The sequence below is a fragment of the Streptomyces sedi genome, from assembly GCF_006335015.1.
Classification (GTDB): domain Bacteria; phylum Actinomycetota; class Actinomycetes; order Streptomycetales; family Streptomycetaceae; genus Streptomyces; species Streptomyces sedi.
Genome location: NZ_VDGT01000001.1, coordinates 174,980 through 189,008, shown reverse-complemented (window position 1 = coordinate 189,008; position 14,029 = coordinate 174,980). Strand labels below are relative to the sequence as shown.

Annotated in this window: 19 protein-coding genes and 1 CRISPR repeat array; of the genes, 9 read left to right on the top strand and 10 right to left on the bottom strand. The window is 71.1% G+C overall.

The features are described 5' to 3' along the window. Positions 1-35 precede the first annotated feature (35 nt). Genes FH715_RS00690 through FH715_RS00680 form a run of 3 tightly spaced genes read right to left on the bottom strand, consistent with a single transcriptional unit; the run spans position 36 to position 3,370 of the window. On the bottom strand, positions 36-2,408 hold the full coding sequence (locus FH715_RS00690; protein WP_246108465.1) for an ATP-binding protein: 2,373 nt from the start codon (positions 2,406-2,408) through the stop codon (positions 36-38). Between the two features lie 55 nt (positions 2,409-2,463). Continuing rightward, positions 2,464-3,108 (bottom strand): DUF6879 family protein, encoded by a 645-nt coding sequence (locus FH715_RS00685; RefSeq protein WP_211367355.1) that lies wholly within the window; start codon positions 3,106-3,108, stop codon positions 2,464-2,466. Continuing rightward, the gene (locus FH715_RS00680; RefSeq protein ID WP_139640009.1) at positions 3,101-3,370 is read right to left on the bottom strand and encodes a hypothetical protein; all 270 of its coding nucleotides are present in this window, start codon (positions 3,368-3,370) and stop codon (positions 3,101-3,103) included. Before FH715_RS00680 ends, FH715_RS00685 begins: the two co-directional genes overlap by 8 nt. 361 nt (positions 3,371-3,731) lie before the next feature. On the opposite strand from FH715_RS00680, the gene FH715_RS00675 reads away from it, so the two are divergent. The 3 genes from FH715_RS00675 (at position 3,732) to FH715_RS00665 (ending at position 5,673) form a co-directional block, all read left to right on the top strand. Continuing rightward, positions 3,732-4,934 carry an RtcB family protein gene (locus FH715_RS00675; RefSeq protein WP_139640008.1) on the top strand — a complete coding sequence of 401 codons (1,203 nt, stop codon included), beginning with the start codon at positions 3,732-3,734 and terminating at the stop codon, positions 4,932-4,934. Between the two features lie 129 nt (positions 4,935-5,063). Continuing rightward, the gene (locus FH715_RS00670) at positions 5,064-5,234 is read left to right on the top strand and encodes a hydrophobic protein (RefSeq protein WP_139640007.1); all 171 of its coding nucleotides are present in this window, start codon (positions 5,064-5,066) and stop codon (positions 5,232-5,234) included. A gap of 268 nt (positions 5,235-5,502) precedes the next feature. Continuing rightward, complete coding sequence (locus tag FH715_RS00665) at positions 5,503-5,673, top strand: hydrophobic protein (protein ID WP_097233802.1); 171 nt, start codon at positions 5,503-5,505, stop codon at positions 5,671-5,673. A gap of 30 nt (positions 5,674-5,703) precedes the next feature. Here the strand turns inward: FH715_RS00665 and FH715_RS00660 are convergent, their stop codons facing one another. The 6 genes from FH715_RS00660 to FH715_RS00635 form a co-directional block, all read right to left on the bottom strand. Further along, positions 5,704-5,961 (bottom strand): helix-turn-helix domain-containing protein, encoded by a 258-nt coding sequence (locus FH715_RS00660; RefSeq protein WP_139640006.1) that lies wholly within the window; start codon positions 5,959-5,961, stop codon positions 5,704-5,706. Continuing rightward, a complete protein-coding gene (locus FH715_RS00655; protein ID WP_139640005.1) occupies positions 5,961-6,506 on the bottom strand; it encodes a DUF2975 domain-containing protein in 546 nt (181 codons plus the stop codon). The genes FH715_RS00660 and FH715_RS00655 overlap by 1 nt, the downstream gene beginning before the upstream one ends. A 260-nt stretch (positions 6,507-6,766) precedes the next feature. After that, positions 6,767-7,216 carry a hypothetical protein gene (locus FH715_RS00650; RefSeq protein WP_139640004.1) on the bottom strand — a complete coding sequence of 150 codons (450 nt, stop codon included), beginning with the start codon at positions 7,214-7,216 and terminating at the stop codon, positions 6,767-6,769. Positions 7,217-7,718: 502 nt separating this feature from the next. Next, a complete protein-coding gene (locus FH715_RS00645) occupies positions 7,719-8,309 on the bottom strand; it encodes a GNAT family N-acetyltransferase (protein WP_139640003.1) in 591 nt (196 codons plus the stop codon). A 19-nt stretch (positions 8,310-8,328) separates the two neighbouring features. Beyond that, positions 8,329-8,535 (bottom strand): DUF397 domain-containing protein, encoded by a 207-nt coding sequence (locus FH715_RS00640; RefSeq protein ID WP_139640002.1) that lies wholly within the window; start codon positions 8,533-8,535, stop codon positions 8,329-8,331. 11 nt (positions 8,536-8,546) lie between these two features. Next, complete coding sequence (locus FH715_RS00635) at positions 8,547-9,407, bottom strand: helix-turn-helix domain-containing protein (protein ID WP_139640001.1); 861 nt, start codon at positions 9,405-9,407, stop codon at positions 8,547-8,549. A gap of 219 nt (positions 9,408-9,626) precedes the next feature. Between FH715_RS00635 and FH715_RS00630 the strand changes: the two genes are divergently transcribed. The 4 genes from FH715_RS00630 to FH715_RS00615 are packed head-to-tail and all read left to right on the top strand — an operon-like array spanning position 9,627 to position 11,331. After that, positions 9,627-10,112, top strand: coding sequence for an ATP-binding protein (locus FH715_RS00630; protein ID WP_139640000.1), 486 nt, complete (start codon positions 9,627-9,629; stop codon positions 10,110-10,112). Positions 10,113-10,129: 17 nt separating this feature from the next. Further along, positions 10,130-10,513: a hypothetical protein gene (locus tag FH715_RS00625; protein ID WP_139639999.1), complete on the top strand. Its 384-nt coding sequence runs from the start codon at positions 10,130-10,132 to the stop codon at positions 10,511-10,513. Further along, on the top strand, positions 10,501-10,854 hold the full coding sequence (locus tag FH715_RS00620) for a DUF7848 domain-containing protein (protein ID WP_139639998.1): 354 nt from the start codon (positions 10,501-10,503) through the stop codon (positions 10,852-10,854). Before FH715_RS00625 ends, FH715_RS00620 begins: the two co-directional genes overlap by 13 nt. An 18-nt stretch (positions 10,855-10,872) precedes the next feature. Beyond that, entirely contained in the window at positions 10,873-11,331 is a 459-nt protein-coding gene (locus FH715_RS00615; RefSeq protein WP_139639997.1) for an NUDIX hydrolase, read from the top strand. A 97-nt stretch (positions 11,332-11,428) separates the two neighbouring features. Then, a CRISPR array of direct repeats spans positions 11,429-11,884; the repeat unit is 28 nt; unit sequence GGACCATCCCCGCGCGTGCGGGGAGCAG. Between the two features lie 120 nt (positions 11,885-12,004). Here FH715_RS00615 and FH715_RS00610 read toward each other — a convergent pair. Beyond that, complete coding sequence (locus FH715_RS00610; RefSeq protein WP_139639996.1) at positions 12,005-12,250, bottom strand: hypothetical protein; 246 nt, start codon at positions 12,248-12,250, stop codon at positions 12,005-12,007. A gap of 107 nt (positions 12,251-12,357) precedes the next feature. On the opposite strand from FH715_RS00610, the gene FH715_RS00605 reads away from it, so the two are divergent. After that, positions 12,358-12,744, top strand: coding sequence for an effector-associated constant component EACC1 (locus tag FH715_RS00605; RefSeq protein ID WP_139639995.1), 387 nt, complete (start codon positions 12,358-12,360; stop codon positions 12,742-12,744). Then, positions 12,744-13,976, top strand: a complete 1,233-nt coding sequence (locus FH715_RS00600; protein ID WP_139639994.1) for a caspase, EACC1-associated type — start codon at positions 12,744-12,746, stop codon at positions 13,974-13,976. Before FH715_RS00605 ends, FH715_RS00600 begins: the two co-directional genes overlap by 1 nt. Positions 13,977-14,029: the final 53 nt, after the last annotated feature.

The following is a 14,029-nucleotide window of genomic DNA, read 5'->3' as shown; positions in this document are numbered from 1 at the left end:
GGCCGAACCCTGACCCACGACACGTAAAACCACCGTTATGGCCCGCCGCTCCGGCCACCCCGGTCACTCCGGGCCTCCGCCCCCCGCAGCCGCTCCCGCACGGCCACGGCCCGCGGATCGTCGGCGCCGCCCAGCAGACGCACGGCCGCCGCCCGATGCCCGGCCGCCGTCGGCGCATCGTCGTCGGCCAGCGCGTCTGCCAGGTCGGCCAGCGCGAGCGCCGCGTGCCAGTCATCGCCCACCGCGCGCTGCGCGGCGACGGCCCGCCGCAGAAAGTCCACGCCCTCCGCCGCCCGGCCGAGCCGCCGATAGGCCACCCCGGCCCCTTGCCAGGCCAACGCCTCCCTGCCCCGATCCGCGTGCCGCCGTTGGAGGGCAGCGGCACGCTGGTAAGAGACCAGTGCCTCGGCAGGGTCGTCCAGAGCCAACTGGGCGGCGCCCAGAGCCAGTAGCCAGTAGCCCTCCAACCGCCGGTTGCGCAGCTCCCACGCGATGCCCACCGCCCGCCGCGCGGCGTCCCGCGCCGCCTCGAACTCCCCGCGCTCCCGCAGCACCTCACTCATCAGGCTCCAGGCGTTCCCCTCACCGCGTCGGTCGCCCAACTCCCGGTGCTCGGCCAGTGCACGTTCCGCACCCGCGCCCGCCGCCGCCGACTCACCGGCGCGCAGCCGTGCCGTCGCCAGGTTGGCGAGCACCGTCGCCGCCCGGTGCGGCGGGCCCACAGCGCGGAACGTGGCATGCGCCTCGTCGAAGCACGCCACCGCCTGCCCCAGCTCTCGCCGACGCATATGCACCAGCCCCAGCAGGCTGAGCACATCCGCCACCCCGGCCCGGTCACCCACGCCCCGCCACTGGTCCAGCGCGTTCCGGTAGTGGAGGACCGCGTCCGTCAGCTCGTTGGCCCGGACCAGTGCCATCCCCAGACTGGTCAGCAGGACTGCCTGCCCCACCGCGTCGCCGGCCGCCTCCGCCATCTCCCGCCCGACACGTCCGGCGGGCGGCCACAACAACGCTCCGGTCGAAGGCGGTTGGGCATCCCACAGCACGGCGGCCAACCGCCACCCCAGCTTCGGCAGTGCCAGCCGGGCCGCCAGCGGTACCGCGGCCACCAGGTTCGCGAACTCGCGCTCCGCGAAGTCCATCGCCGCGTCGAACCCCGGAAAGCGCGCCTCGACCAGAGCCGCCGCCACCCCTGGATCCCCTGCCTCCGGTACCGACCACTCCTCGGTGGGGCTCAGCCACGCGGCGGCGGCCACCGCCATTCCCAGATACCACTCCAGCAGACGGCGCAGCGCCGCGCGCCGCCCCTCCTCCGGCTCGTCGCGCCGCGCCTGGTCGAAGGCGTAGGCCCGCAACAGGTCGTGGAACGCGTACCGGTCGGGCGCCGACTGCTCCAACAGGTGCGCGCCCACCAGCACATCGAGCAGCTGCCTGGCGCGTGCCCGCCCCACACCGGCCAGCGCGGCGGCGGCGCCCGGCGCGAAGTCGGGGCCCGGATGCAGGCCCAGCAGCCGGAACATCCGGGCCGCCTCCGCGGGCAGCGCGCGGAAGGACCAGGCGAAGACGGTCCGCACCGCCTCCGCCTCCTCGTCCTCCCCGGTGCTCAACGCGTCCCACAGCGCCGACTCGTCGCGGAGTTCGTCGATCAGCTCCCCCAGCGCCAGATGCGGGCGCCCCGCCGCGCGTTCGGCGGCGATCCGCAGCGCCAACGGCAATCCCGCGCACAGCCGCGCCAACTCCGCCCACTCCTCCGGCGCGTCCCCCGTTCGCGTCTCGGCCGTCACCGACCGCAGCAGCGTGACCGCCTCGGCCTCCGGCAACGTGCCGAGCGTGATCCGCCGGGCGCCGTCCCGGATCGCCAACCCTGGCAGCCGGCTCCGGCTGGTGACCAACGTCAGACAGCTCGCTGTTCCGGGCAGCAGCGGGCGCACCTGCGCGGCCGTCGCCGCGTTGTCCAGCAGCACCAGCATCCGCCGGCCGGCGAGCAACGAACGGTAGAGCGCGGCGGCGGCGTCCGGGGCGGCCGGCACGTTCTCCGGCCGCACCCCGAGCGCGCCCAGAAAGCGGTGCAGCGCCTCGGCGGCGGACACCGGCTCGCCCGGGTCGTAGCCGCGCAGATTGATGTGCAACTGCCCGTCGGGGAAGCGCTCCCGCACCTGCCGCGCCCACCGCAGCGCCAGGGAGGTCTTGCCGCCGCCGGCCGTGCCGGTGATCAGACAGACGGGGACGGCGAACGGCGGACCGCCCTCCTCTACCAGCATCGCGTCCAGCCGTGCCAGCTCCCGGTCCCGGTTGACGAAGTGCGGTATGCCGCCGGGGAGTTGACGTGGTACCGGGCCACCACCGGTCCCGGTCGGCCCCGGTGCGGAGTGGAAGTGCACCCCGCCGCTGACGGCTCCCGCCTGCACTACGTCGCGCGAGATGCCGGAGAGTTCGGAGTGTGTCCCGCCCGACTCGGCGTCCTCAGGACGGCTGATGGCCCGAGCCTCCGAGCACGGGCGGCGGCAGCGGGGCGACCGCGCGCGTGAAGTAGGCGCCCAACTCCTCACCCTGCCCGTACAGGCCGGCGAGGAACCCCTCCCACGACGCCACCAGCGCCGGATCGTCGAACCGCACCCCCCCGTCGGGCACCCCCTCCGGGGTGTAGCGCACCTGGTAGACCGCGAGACCGCCGAGCACCACCAGCTCCGGCAGCGGCCCGGCTGCCTCCCAACGGCGCACCAGATCCACCGGCACCACCCGCACCCGCTCGCCGTACTCGGCGGCCAGCCGCAGGGAGTGCAACTCCCACTGGAGATAGGGCGTCAGCGGTTCCTCCACAATCCGCACCCGGTGGAAGAACGATTCCTTGCGGCGGTCCTCCTCCGCGAACCGGGCCAGCGACTCGCGGTTCTCCTCCAGCAGGCTCAGCGAACGTGCCCAGTCACCCTGCCGTAGTGCCTCCCGCGCCGGCCGTCCGGCCTCCTCGAAGTGCTGCGCCCGCTCCAACTTCCACGAGTCGTGCCCGTGCACCCGCGCGTCCGTCGCCCGGAAGTCCTCCCGGTACGCGTCGCTGTCGAGAAGGAGGCCGCGCGCGGGGTCGAGTGGGGGGATGCTGAGTTCAGGCATCGGGAATGTCGCTCTTCGCGGCGCTGAGCATGTTCCCCGGGATGACGACGAGACGCTCGTCCGCGGCGACGCTGACCCCGGAGGGCAGGCGAGCCGCGTAAGTCCCCGTGAGGTCACGGCCGATCACCGCGACATCGCCGTTGCTCAGTTGCCAGATGTCCGGACACGCGTCCCGCCCGTCCGAGTCGTCGGTCTCCTGCGCCGAACGGCCCAGCCTGCGGTGGAACGAGGCCGAGGGGTCGGCCTCCCAGGGACGTGTCATGGCCCGCACTCCGCTTCTCTCCGCTGCTTCCACCCCGTTCGTGAGAATTCTCCACAGCGTAGGGAGCGCCTTCCCGGTGTCACAAGGTGGCGCTCGGCCAGTTGACACGGGGAATCCCGCGCAGGAAAGCGCCGGGGCGTGAGGCTGTCCCACCGGCGTTCGTCCGAAGTTAGCCCCTTTGAGCGAAGCGCGCCGGCCGGGTTGACCAACGGCGTGGCCGGGGCGCGGGGCGAAAACCCGTTGTGCGGGACCCACCCCCGCGCGCGACCATGGAGGCACCGCGCGCTGACAACGCCCGGCCGCCGCAAGGCGGTTGGGGGCGGCTGCGGTGTGCGTGACCGCGGACGACCGAGGGGGAGACATGGGATTCACCGAGCTGCCGGGGGACCGGGTACCGATCCGGATGTGGGCCGACCCCACGCAGGTGGAGGACAGCGCGATGCGCCAGCTGCGCAACGTCACCACGCTGCCGTGGGTGCGCGGGCTCGCCGTGATGCCGGACGTGCACTACGGCAAGGGGGCCACCGTCGGCTCGGTGATCGCCATGGAGGGCGCCGTCTGCCCGGCCGCCGTCGGGGTCGACATCGGCTGCGGCATGTCCGCCGTCCGCACCTCGCTGACCGCCGAGGACCTGCCGGGTGACCTGTCGCGGCTGCGTTCGCGCGTCGAGCGGGCCATCCCGGTCGGGCGCGGTATGCACGACGAGCCGGTCGACCCGACGCGGCTGTTCGACTACGGCTCCGGAACGGGCGCGCGCTGGGGCGACTTCTGGTCGCGGTTCGACGGGGTGGCGGACGCCGTGTCGTTCCGGCGCGAACGGGCGACCAAGCAGATGGGGTCGCTGGGCTCGGGCAACCACTTCGTGGAGATCTGCCTCGACACCGAGGGCCGGGTCTGGCTGATGCTGCACTCCGGCTCGCGGAACATCGGCAAGGAGCTGGCCGACCACCACATCGGCGTCGCCCAGGGCCTCCCGCACAACCAGGGCCTGATCGACCGGGACCTCGCGGTCTTCGTGGCCGACACGCCGCAGATGGCGGCGTACCGGAACGACCTCTTCTGGGCGCAGGAATACGCGCGTTACAACCGTGGCGTGATGATGGCGCTGCTGAAGGACGTGATCCGTAAGGAGTTCGGAAAGGCGAAGCCCCGTTTCGAGCAGGAGATCTCCTGCCACCACAACTACGTGGCCGAGGAACGCTACGAGGGAATGGACCTGCTTGTCACCCGCAAGGGCGCGATCAGGGCAGGCGCGGGCGAGTACGGAATCGTGCCGGGGTCGATGGGGACGCGTTCCTACATCGTGCGGGGGCTGGGCAATCCCCGTTCCTTCCAGTCCGCCTCGCACGGCGCTGGCCGGCGGATGAGCCGGACGGCGGCGAAGCGGCGGTTCACCGAACGGGATCTGGCGGACCAGACGCGCGGCGTCGAATGCCGCAAGGACGCGGGGGTCGTCGACGAGATCCCCTCGGCCTACAAGCCGATCGAGCAGGTCATCGCACGTCAGGGCGACCTGGTCGAGGTGACGGCGGAGCTGCGGCAGGTCGTCTGCGTCAAGGGCTGAGGCCCTTGCGGCACGGGTCCCCGGGGTCGTCCGATCCCGGGGACCCGTCGTCTCTCTCGTCATTTCCCGGCGAAACGGGGAATGTTCTCGGGACGGTCGGGCAGCAGCGAAGTCAGGAGGTTGGTAACCATGGGCATGCTGTTGCTCGTTCTGCTTCTCGCACTGCTGCTGTTCGGCCTGGGATTCGCGTTCAAGGTTCTCTGGCTGCTCGCCGTGGTGGTGCTGGTCGTGTGGGTCGTCGGCTTTGTGGTGCGCCCCGCGGGAACGGGCGGAAGCCGGGGCCGCTGGTACCGCTGGTAGCGGACCTATCTCCTCTGCCCCGAGCGCACGCCGCCGGGGAATTCCCAGACCCGCTGCCGGCCCGGTGCCGGTGACACACCGGGCCGGCAGCGCCCACTATTCGACAGCGGGAACGTTTTTCGCGTGACCGAATGAACGTGTGCGGTGAGGTCTGAACACGAATGCCTCACCCGGGTCGCCGTACTCGGGCCCTGGGCGCAACGTGAGAGAGACATTTCACGGGCGTCCCGCGCTGAGCGGGAAACGCGAAGCGCTGGAGGTTTGATTCGTGGGTCCGATACTTCTCGTACTGCTTCTCGCTCTGATTTTCTTCGGCCTCGGGTTCGCGGTGGAGGCTCTGTGGTGGATCGCCGTGATCATTCTGATCATCTGGCTCCTCGGTTTCTTCATCCGCCCCGCCGGAGCGGGCGGCCAGCGGGGCCGCTGGTACCGCTGGTAGGGCGCGGACGGGGACCGGACGGAGCTTCGTTCACTCGGGCGGGCCGTCCGCTTCGGCAGGCTCGGCAGGCTCGGCGTCGTCAGTGGCGGGGACGTAGCGCAGGAGATCGCCCGGCTGGCAGTCGAGCACCTCGCACAGGGCCTCAAGGGTGCTGAAGCGGACGGCTTTGGCGCGGCCGTTCTTCAACACGGCGAGGTTGGCGGGGGAGATGCCGACGTAGTCGGCGAGCCGGCCCGTGGTGAGTTTGCGCTTGGCCATCATCACGTCGATGTCGACGACGATCGGCATCAGACCAGCCCTTTGAGTTCATCGTGCATACGAGTGGCTTCGACGTCGCGCTCGATGGCCTGGTGCAGCAGGGTGCGCAGCAGCACCATGACCAGCGTCCCGGTGCCGGCGGCCAGAACGGCCCCCCAGGGGTAGAGCGTGAAGCTGAGCGGCACGGCGTCGCCGATGCGTAGCGCGAGAAGGGTCAGCAGGACCGTCGCGCCGGCCAACGCGCGGATGGTGACGGTGAGGTAGGGCAGCGAGGCGGAGCTGAGGGCCTCGCCGTTCTGGGCGAGAGTCGCCAGTCGCCAGACGCAGACCACGACGACCTGAACCAGCACGAGGGCGGCGACGGTGTAGAGCGCCACCTCGGTGCCGTGCGCCCGCATGACGGAGGACACCAGGTCGCCGCCCACCGTGACGGTCCCGTCGGGTGACACGGTGAGGTCGCCGTTCCGGCCGCCCTCGGTGTGCGCGAGGTACGCGGTCAGCGCTTGGATGCCCAGGCCGAGGGCGAACACCGCGACAAGGGCGGCGCGCAGGGCGCGTGGGAGGAGGTGTGTCATCCGGACTCCATGTTCTATCGATTAACGATAGAACTCTATCATTATTCGATAGCCCCTTGGAGTGGTCGAGTCCGCGGTCCGGTCGGGTCCGGTCGGTTTCCGACCGACATGGCGCAGAACAGCGACGAGGCCGCTCCGCACCTCGGTCTCGGTGCGAAGCGGCCTCGTCGGCGCGCGTGGGGAGTGGGGAGTCAGTCGGCGAGGGGGGGGGGAGCGCTTGGCGGCGTCCACGAAGGCGCAGGCAGGAGCACAGCCGACTTTCACATGCGGTTGACGGCCCGCAGCACCGGGGTGCCGGCCTGTTCCAGGGTGCTGAGCAGCTCCTGGTTGCTGACGGCGCGGATCTCCGTCCAAGTGCCGCCATGGGTCAGCACATCGATCCCTGGCAGGCCGAACAGCCCCTTGGGCGGCAGCTCCTCGACCACGTGGATGGAGGCGAACGGCACCTCCCACGCCGTCCCCTCGGCGGTGAGCAGCCGCAGTCGGCCATCGCCGTAGCTGACCCGGCCCGCCGCCTCTTCGGCGAATCCCGGCAGCGTCTGAGCGTATGCGGGGGAGGCGTTCGCTGCGGCGGTGAGCCGGCGCCTGAGGCGGCGGGCCCGGAGGGCGTGAGGCAGCAGGACCGGCAGCCCGTAGAGCACCGCCCAGGCGCCCATCGAGGCCAACACCGGTACGGCGACCGGGACATCGGCGTCATCACTGTTCGACACACCGACCGCCGCCGCGATCCCCAGGGCCAGGAACACTCCGAGGGTGACCCCGATCGACAGTCCGGCGCCACCCCACCTCCGGTAGGGGACCGGAGACTCCGCGACCCGTCCGATCCCGCATTCCCGGATATGCCCAAGGGTGAGCTGGCGCCGTAGGTCGGGCGGAAACTCGTGCCGGGGTGTATGGGGGAGTGGGCCTTGAACCACGAGTCGGCCCCTTCTGGTCGTAGCCGCTGGAGGGCACTTGGCTTACCCAGCAGCTGGCGCGGAGTCGAAGACGTGCTTTCCCGACTGTCGACGCCGCCCGCGCCACCGGGCTGGAACATCCCCGCACACGCGGGGAGCAGATCGCTCTCGAACCTTCGTGATGCGCGTGGGACAAGTGCGGAACACCCCCGCAGGCGCGGGGCGCGAGGTTCGTGAGCCGCGGGTTTATTCGAGGGAGGCATTCTGCTCACTCGCTGTTGGCTTTCACGGTTCCCCCATCAGCCAGAACACGAACTCATCGGTCGTAGGCCGCTGCGCGTCCGTCGTCTCTCGCCGCGGTGAGCACCGCGCCCGCCTTCCACTCCTGTTCCAGGATGGAGTGGACCACGGAGTCGCGCCAGGTTCCGGCGACGTGGACGTGGTCGCGGATGGTGCCTTCCTCGGTCATGCCGACGCGGTGCAGCAGCGCGGCGGACGCGTCGTTGCGCGGGGCGCGGGCGGCCCAGACGCGGTGGAGGGTGAGGCGGTCGAAGGCCAACGTGAGGAGCAGGGTGACCAGTTCGGTGCCCAGGCCGCGTCCCCATACCGACGGGTGCAGGGCGAATCCGATCTGGGCGGCGCGTTGTCCTTCGAGTGCGAGGCGGGCGTACCCGATCAGTTTGCCGTCCGCCGCGCACACCGCGAGGGCGTACTCGTCGCGCGGCTGCGCAACGGCGGAGACCATCGAACGGGCGACGATCCCACCGACCTGGTCCCGGGTGCGCGGCTCGAACGAGAGGTGCCGGGTCGCCTCCGCGTTCCCGTAGAGGGCGTGGACGGCGTCCACGTCGTCCGTCGTCAACTCGCGCAGCGAGAGCCGGTCGGTGGAGAGGTCGATCGGGTACATGCCGTAGAAGGTCGTGCGGTCAGTCGGCGAAGGTGGAACGCTTCGCGGCGGTCACGAAGGCGTTCCATGCCGGGGTGGGGAAGGTGAACGCGCCGAGGGCGCGGTCCTTGCTGTCGCCGACGGCCACGAGGCCGTCGTTGGTGCGTTGAGTTTCGAGGCAGCTGCCGCTGCCGCCGTTGGAGTAGGTCGACTTGCGCCACCTGGAGGCCGGCAGGTCGTATCGCATCGTCGTGTCCTTCACTTGCCGTCGAACTCCGCAGCGATAGCGGAGATCAAGGTCATTGACTCTGGCGAGGATAGCGCCTGGGTGCGGAGGTGTTCAGCCGCGATTCGGTAGGGTTCCACGCTGGCTTCCTCCTCGACGAAGACCCGGCTGCCCTTCTGCTCCAGGAAGACGATGTCCATGTCCGCGGCTCCACTGAAGGTGAAGTGGAGGAAGCTCCCGTCCAGACCCGCGTGCGCTCCACGGGCGAACGGGATGACCTGGATGGCCAGATGCGGTGGGTTGTTGACCGCGACCAGCTTGCGGAGCTGCTCGGCCATGACCTCGGGACTTCCGACCTGGCGGCGGAGGATCGCCTCGTCCAACAGGCAGAGCAGGCGTGGCTTCTCGTCTTGGGTGAGCAACTGCTGGCGTTCCATGCGCACCTGGACGGCGTGGTCGACGGATGGGCTGTGCGGAGTTGGAAAGCCGCTGATGATGGCGCGGGCGTAGGCCTCGGTCTGGAGCAGCCCCGGGACCACCAGCGCTTCGTACTGGAAAATGGTGCTCGCGGTGGACTCCAGCTCGATCAGTTCGACGAGCTTGGGAGTCATCACATCCTGGCGCTGCTGCCACCAACCGCGTTGCTTGCTGTTGCGGTTGAGTTCGAGGAGCCCGTCACGTAGGCGGCGGTCGGACACCTCGTAGAGGTCCAGGAGCGCGACCAGTTCGAGGCGGCTGAGCCCGGTCTTGCCGCCTTCGAGGCGACTGACCTTGGTGTCGCTGGTGTCCAGGGCCTCGGCCGCGTCCTGTTGCGACTTGCCGACCTGCTCGCGCAGTCGACGCAGCTCCAGGCCGAGCCTGATCCGACGAACAGTGCTGACCGGTCGTCCCATGTCTACCTCCCGTGACTTCGGTGAATGGCGCACAAGTCTGCCGCATCCCGCACCTGTTGGGATATCAGAACGCTTGGACGAATCGCAAATCTGCGCTGAGCGGCTTGCGAAGCGCTGACCGTTGGGTCACTCTGAAGGCGCTGACGCTGCGCGCCTGGCGAGTGACTAGCCGTTGCCCTCGCGCGCCCTCATCGAGCGTTGGCGTGTCCGGGAGGTGCCATGACGAATCCGTTGCGACCCGTTGACGGCCACGGTGTGGCCGTACGAGCGAAACGTGGCTGGGCCTTACAAGTGCGCCCTGCCGAGATCGAGTTCTGGCGCCAGGCCGTCGGTCGGCTTATGGCCGACTGGGGTGCCTCCACGGCCGCGACCGAGGTCGTTCGGCTCGGTGTCTCCGAGTTGCTGGCGAACGTCAGCCGCCATGTCGAGGATCAACGTTGCCGTCTCAACGTCACTCGTGCGTGTGGCGATGTGCTGGTCGAGGTCGTCGACCGTTCCGACCGACCGCCGTTGGTTGGGAAAGTGCCCGACTGGGACGCGGAGTCCGGGCGGGGCCTGTGGATGCTGCGCGAAATGGTCGACGACTTCGGCTACATGCCCAGGCCCTACGCCCAGCGGGTCGCTCGCCGAGGAACCGTGCTGCGCATGGGTAAGAGTGTTTGGTTCTCGTGCAGGGGCGTCGTCCCGGAACGGAGCATCGGGTGAATGCGCGGGCGCACGGTGTGCGTTCGGACACGGAGCCTTCGGAGTGGGAGTTCCAGATACCGGTGCCGGGGATCGTCGGTGCGGAGCAACGGGCTCTGGGGCCCTGCTGGTTCTGGTGCGGGTATCGCGTCTCGCCGGTGGTGTGGATCGGGTGCCTCACCTCGGAGGGCGCCACCGCCCCGCTCTACGCCTGCGACGCCTGCCTACGCCAACTGGCCGCGATGGCATGGGACTTCACCGACGCCGAACGGGCCGCGCCCCGCGCGCCCGACGGACGGGCGTTGGAACCCTACCGGCCGCCCGGCGACGCCTGGACGTCCCGGCGCCGGCGGGGCCGCTGGCAGCCTCGGGCCCGCACGACGTTCGGGACCCGCTTCTGGACGGGGGCGTGTCCGTCGTGAACGACATCGTGCGCGGCGCGGATCGGGTGTTGATCCAGGAGCGGGGGCCCGGGGTGCCGGAGGGCATCTACGGGGCGGAGTGCATGAGTTGCGAGGCGGTCTCCCCGCTCTTCGACGACGACTCGCTCCCGGTCGCGGTCTGGGCGCTCCAACACTCCCAGGACCGGCCCGACCACACGCTCTTCCTGGCCCGGACGGAATGCCACTGGCGGGTGGTCCCGCGCCCGGACGACCCACCACCGGCCGCCTCTTCGGGTTCTGACTTCCTGGGGCCGGCGTTCGTCGGCTTGATGTGCCTGCTCACGGCCCTGTCGGGCCTTCTGCCTGCCTTGACCAGTTAACGCAAGGAGAAACCAGTCATGTTGACCACTATCAACCACTCCCCGATCCCGATCACATTCCATGTGCTGGCCACGACGCAGAGCAACCACATGCTGATGGTGCGCGGTCTGCGGGAGGACGGCCAGGAGGGGTGGATCCTGCCCAACGGCCAGGTGCCGCCCGGCCGTTGCATCATCCTGACCGCCCGCGAGGCGTTCCTTGAGGCGACGGGTTGCGAACGGGCGTTGTCGGAGGTGGTGGCGGTGACTCCGACGACGGACGACGAAGGCACGCTCAACGGGCTGACGTACGTCCTGGACGGCGGCGTCCTCCCGGACGTGCCGTCCAGGGACCCGAAGGAGGGGGCGAGTTGGGTCCCGATGCGGGAGCTGTACGAGCCCCCGGCCCTTTACCAGTACGCCATCATCGCCACCGGCCAACGCCGCCGCCTCCCCCTCCTCATCAACACCGACCGCCCCGAATCCGCCTTCATCTGACCGACGGTCGGGGCGCCCCAGGCGCCGGCCCGGGCCGGGGGCACCCCCGCAACGCGGGGAGTAGAACGCGTCCTGCCAGTCGTATACCCACTGCGGCGGATCATCCCCGCGCGTGCGGGGAGCAGGGTCGTTGGTCAGGTACACGGCCCATGGCCCAGGGACCATCCCCGCGCGTGCGGGGAGCAGCTGCTTGCCCGGAGGCACGGAGTGAGCATCGAGGGACCATCCCCGCGCGTGCGGGGAGCAGCGTACCAATCGACTCGGGTTGACCAGCGGACCTGGACCATCCCCGCGCGTGCGGGGAGCAGAGCGGGCGGGTGAGGAGCAGGCGCAGCTCCCCGGGACCATCCCCGCGCGTGCGGGGAGCAGTCGGAGGGTGCGGGCGAGTACGTGGCCCGGGACAGGACCATCCCCGCGCGTGCGGGGAGCAGGGAGGCCCGCCGCCGTGAGCGGGACACCAGCCGGGACCATCCCCGCGCGTGCGGGGAGCAGCCCGCACGGTGCAGCCGTGGACGAAGGACCGTAGGACCATCCCCGCGCGTGCGGGGAGCAGGGTTCGTGACCTGCCGGTTTATCGGTGGGGGTGGTGGATTTTACTTACTTTACCTTCAGGTCCAACTCGGCCGCGCTCACCGCTGTTCCGAGGCGTCACGGCTTCCTCCCACTCTGTCGCTTAGCCAACGGCCGCCGCCGCCAGCTTAGTCGCGTGGCCGCCCGCCCTGCGGCGGGCGGGCGGCGCCCCGCCACCCCGCCCCACCCCGCGCCGCGCCGCGCCGCGCGGCCAGCGCATCCGGGCTGGTGGCGTGGGACGCCTGAGGCTGGCGAGGAAGAGGTCGCCCGCGGCGATCTGCTCGGGCCCGCCGTAGCGTTCGATCGCCGTGGTGGGAAGGAAGACGGACGCGGCCACGCTCACCGTCACGGCGTGCTCGCTCGCGGAGCAGGAGTGAGCGGCACGCTGCGACGCCCCGGCCGTGGCACCATCAAGACGAAGCGGGGGGACCGGAGTTCGGACACCTGGGGGTGGGCGTGCGGGTACGGATTCGCGTTGCGGCGGGGGAGGACGGGGCGCGGGAGCTGGCGTCGTTGCGGCGTTGGCTGGAGGCCGAGGCCGGGCTGCGGGGCGCCGTCGATGTCGAGCGGCGCCCGGTCGGTGCCGGGGAGATGGGCGCGTTGGCGGACACGCTGACGGTGGCGGTGGGGGCCGGCGGCGTGGTCACGGTGCTGGCGGGCTCGTTGTCCGGGTGGCTGCGGCAGCGCCGTTCGGACGTGCGGGTGGAGATCACGGCGAGCGACGGCAGGCGCGTGTCGGTCACCGCGCGGCGGGTGCGGGACGCTCCCGCCCTGATCGAGAACGTGCTGGCCGCGGAGCGGGAGAGCCGGGACGGCGACGGGGCGCCGAGGGGAGCCGACTGATGGCCGGGCTCCCGGACCCGGCCGGCACCCGCGCCGTGCTGATCGGTGTCGGTGAGTACGAGTCGCTGCCGGGCCTCCCCGGTGTCGTCAACAACCTGTCCGCGCTGCGCGCGTTGTTCACGGCGCCGGATCTGCTGGGCCTGCCGGCCGACCACTGCACGGTGCTGGACGGCCCGGTGTCTCCGGACGAGATGGACCGGGCGGTCGCCTCGGCGGCGGCCGAGGCGACCGACACCCTGATCGTCTACTACGCCGGGCACGGCCTGGTCGACGAGTACGACGGGACGCTGCACCTCGCCGCGCACCGCACGGACCCGGCCCGGGTGCACGCGACGGCGACCCCGTACGAATGGGTCCGCCGCAGCCTGCCGCGAGGACCGGAACGACGCCTGGTCGTGCTCGACTGCTGCTTCAGCGGGCGGGCGTTGAACAGCATGGCCGACGACGGCATCGCGGCCGTCGCCGCGGCGGAGGGCACCGCCGTGCTCGCCGCCGCCCACGAGAACCGGGTGGCCGCCGCGCCGCCGGACGAGCCGCACACCGCGTTCACCGGGGAGCTGGTCGGGCTGCTCTCGCGGGGCATCCCCGGAGGCCCGGAACTGCTCGATCTGGAGACCGTTTTCGGCACCATGGAACGCGCCCTGCGGGCGAAGGGGCGGCCGGTGCCGCAGGGGGCGTTCCGCAACACCGCCAGGCAGCTGGCGCTTGGCCGCAACCGCGCCTGGGCGCCGCCGGACGTCGTGCTGCACCAGCCGCCGCGCGCCGCGCCGGCGCTCGGGGGCGGGGGCGCGCGTGCGGTGCTGACCCTCAGCCAGGAGGTCTGCGACCAGATCGTCGCCCATGCCAGGGAGGAGTACCCCCGGCTGGCCTGCGGCGTGGTGGTGGGTCCCGCCGGCTCGGACCGCCCCGATCATCTGATCCGGATCACCAACGTCGCGCACTCGCCCGAGAAGATGTGGGAGTTCGACGGCCTGGAGGCGGTCAGGGCGTATCAGCGCATGGAGCGGAACGGCGAGGACCTCGTCGTCGTCTACCATTCGCGTCCCGAGCCGGGGGCCTATCTGTCGAAGCTCGATGTCGCCTTTCTGGACGAGGAGCGCACCGGCAGGCATCTCGTCATCGTCGCCATCCCACACCCGGACAGCGTCGAACTGCGGTCCCACCGCGTCTCGGACGCCCGGATCATGGAGGAGGCGGTGCGGGTGGTGCCGTCGCGTCAGCGGAGTCCGTGAGTCCGTGAGTCGGAGGGCCGGGGGCCGGCCAGCGGTGGCCGCGCCGTGCCGAG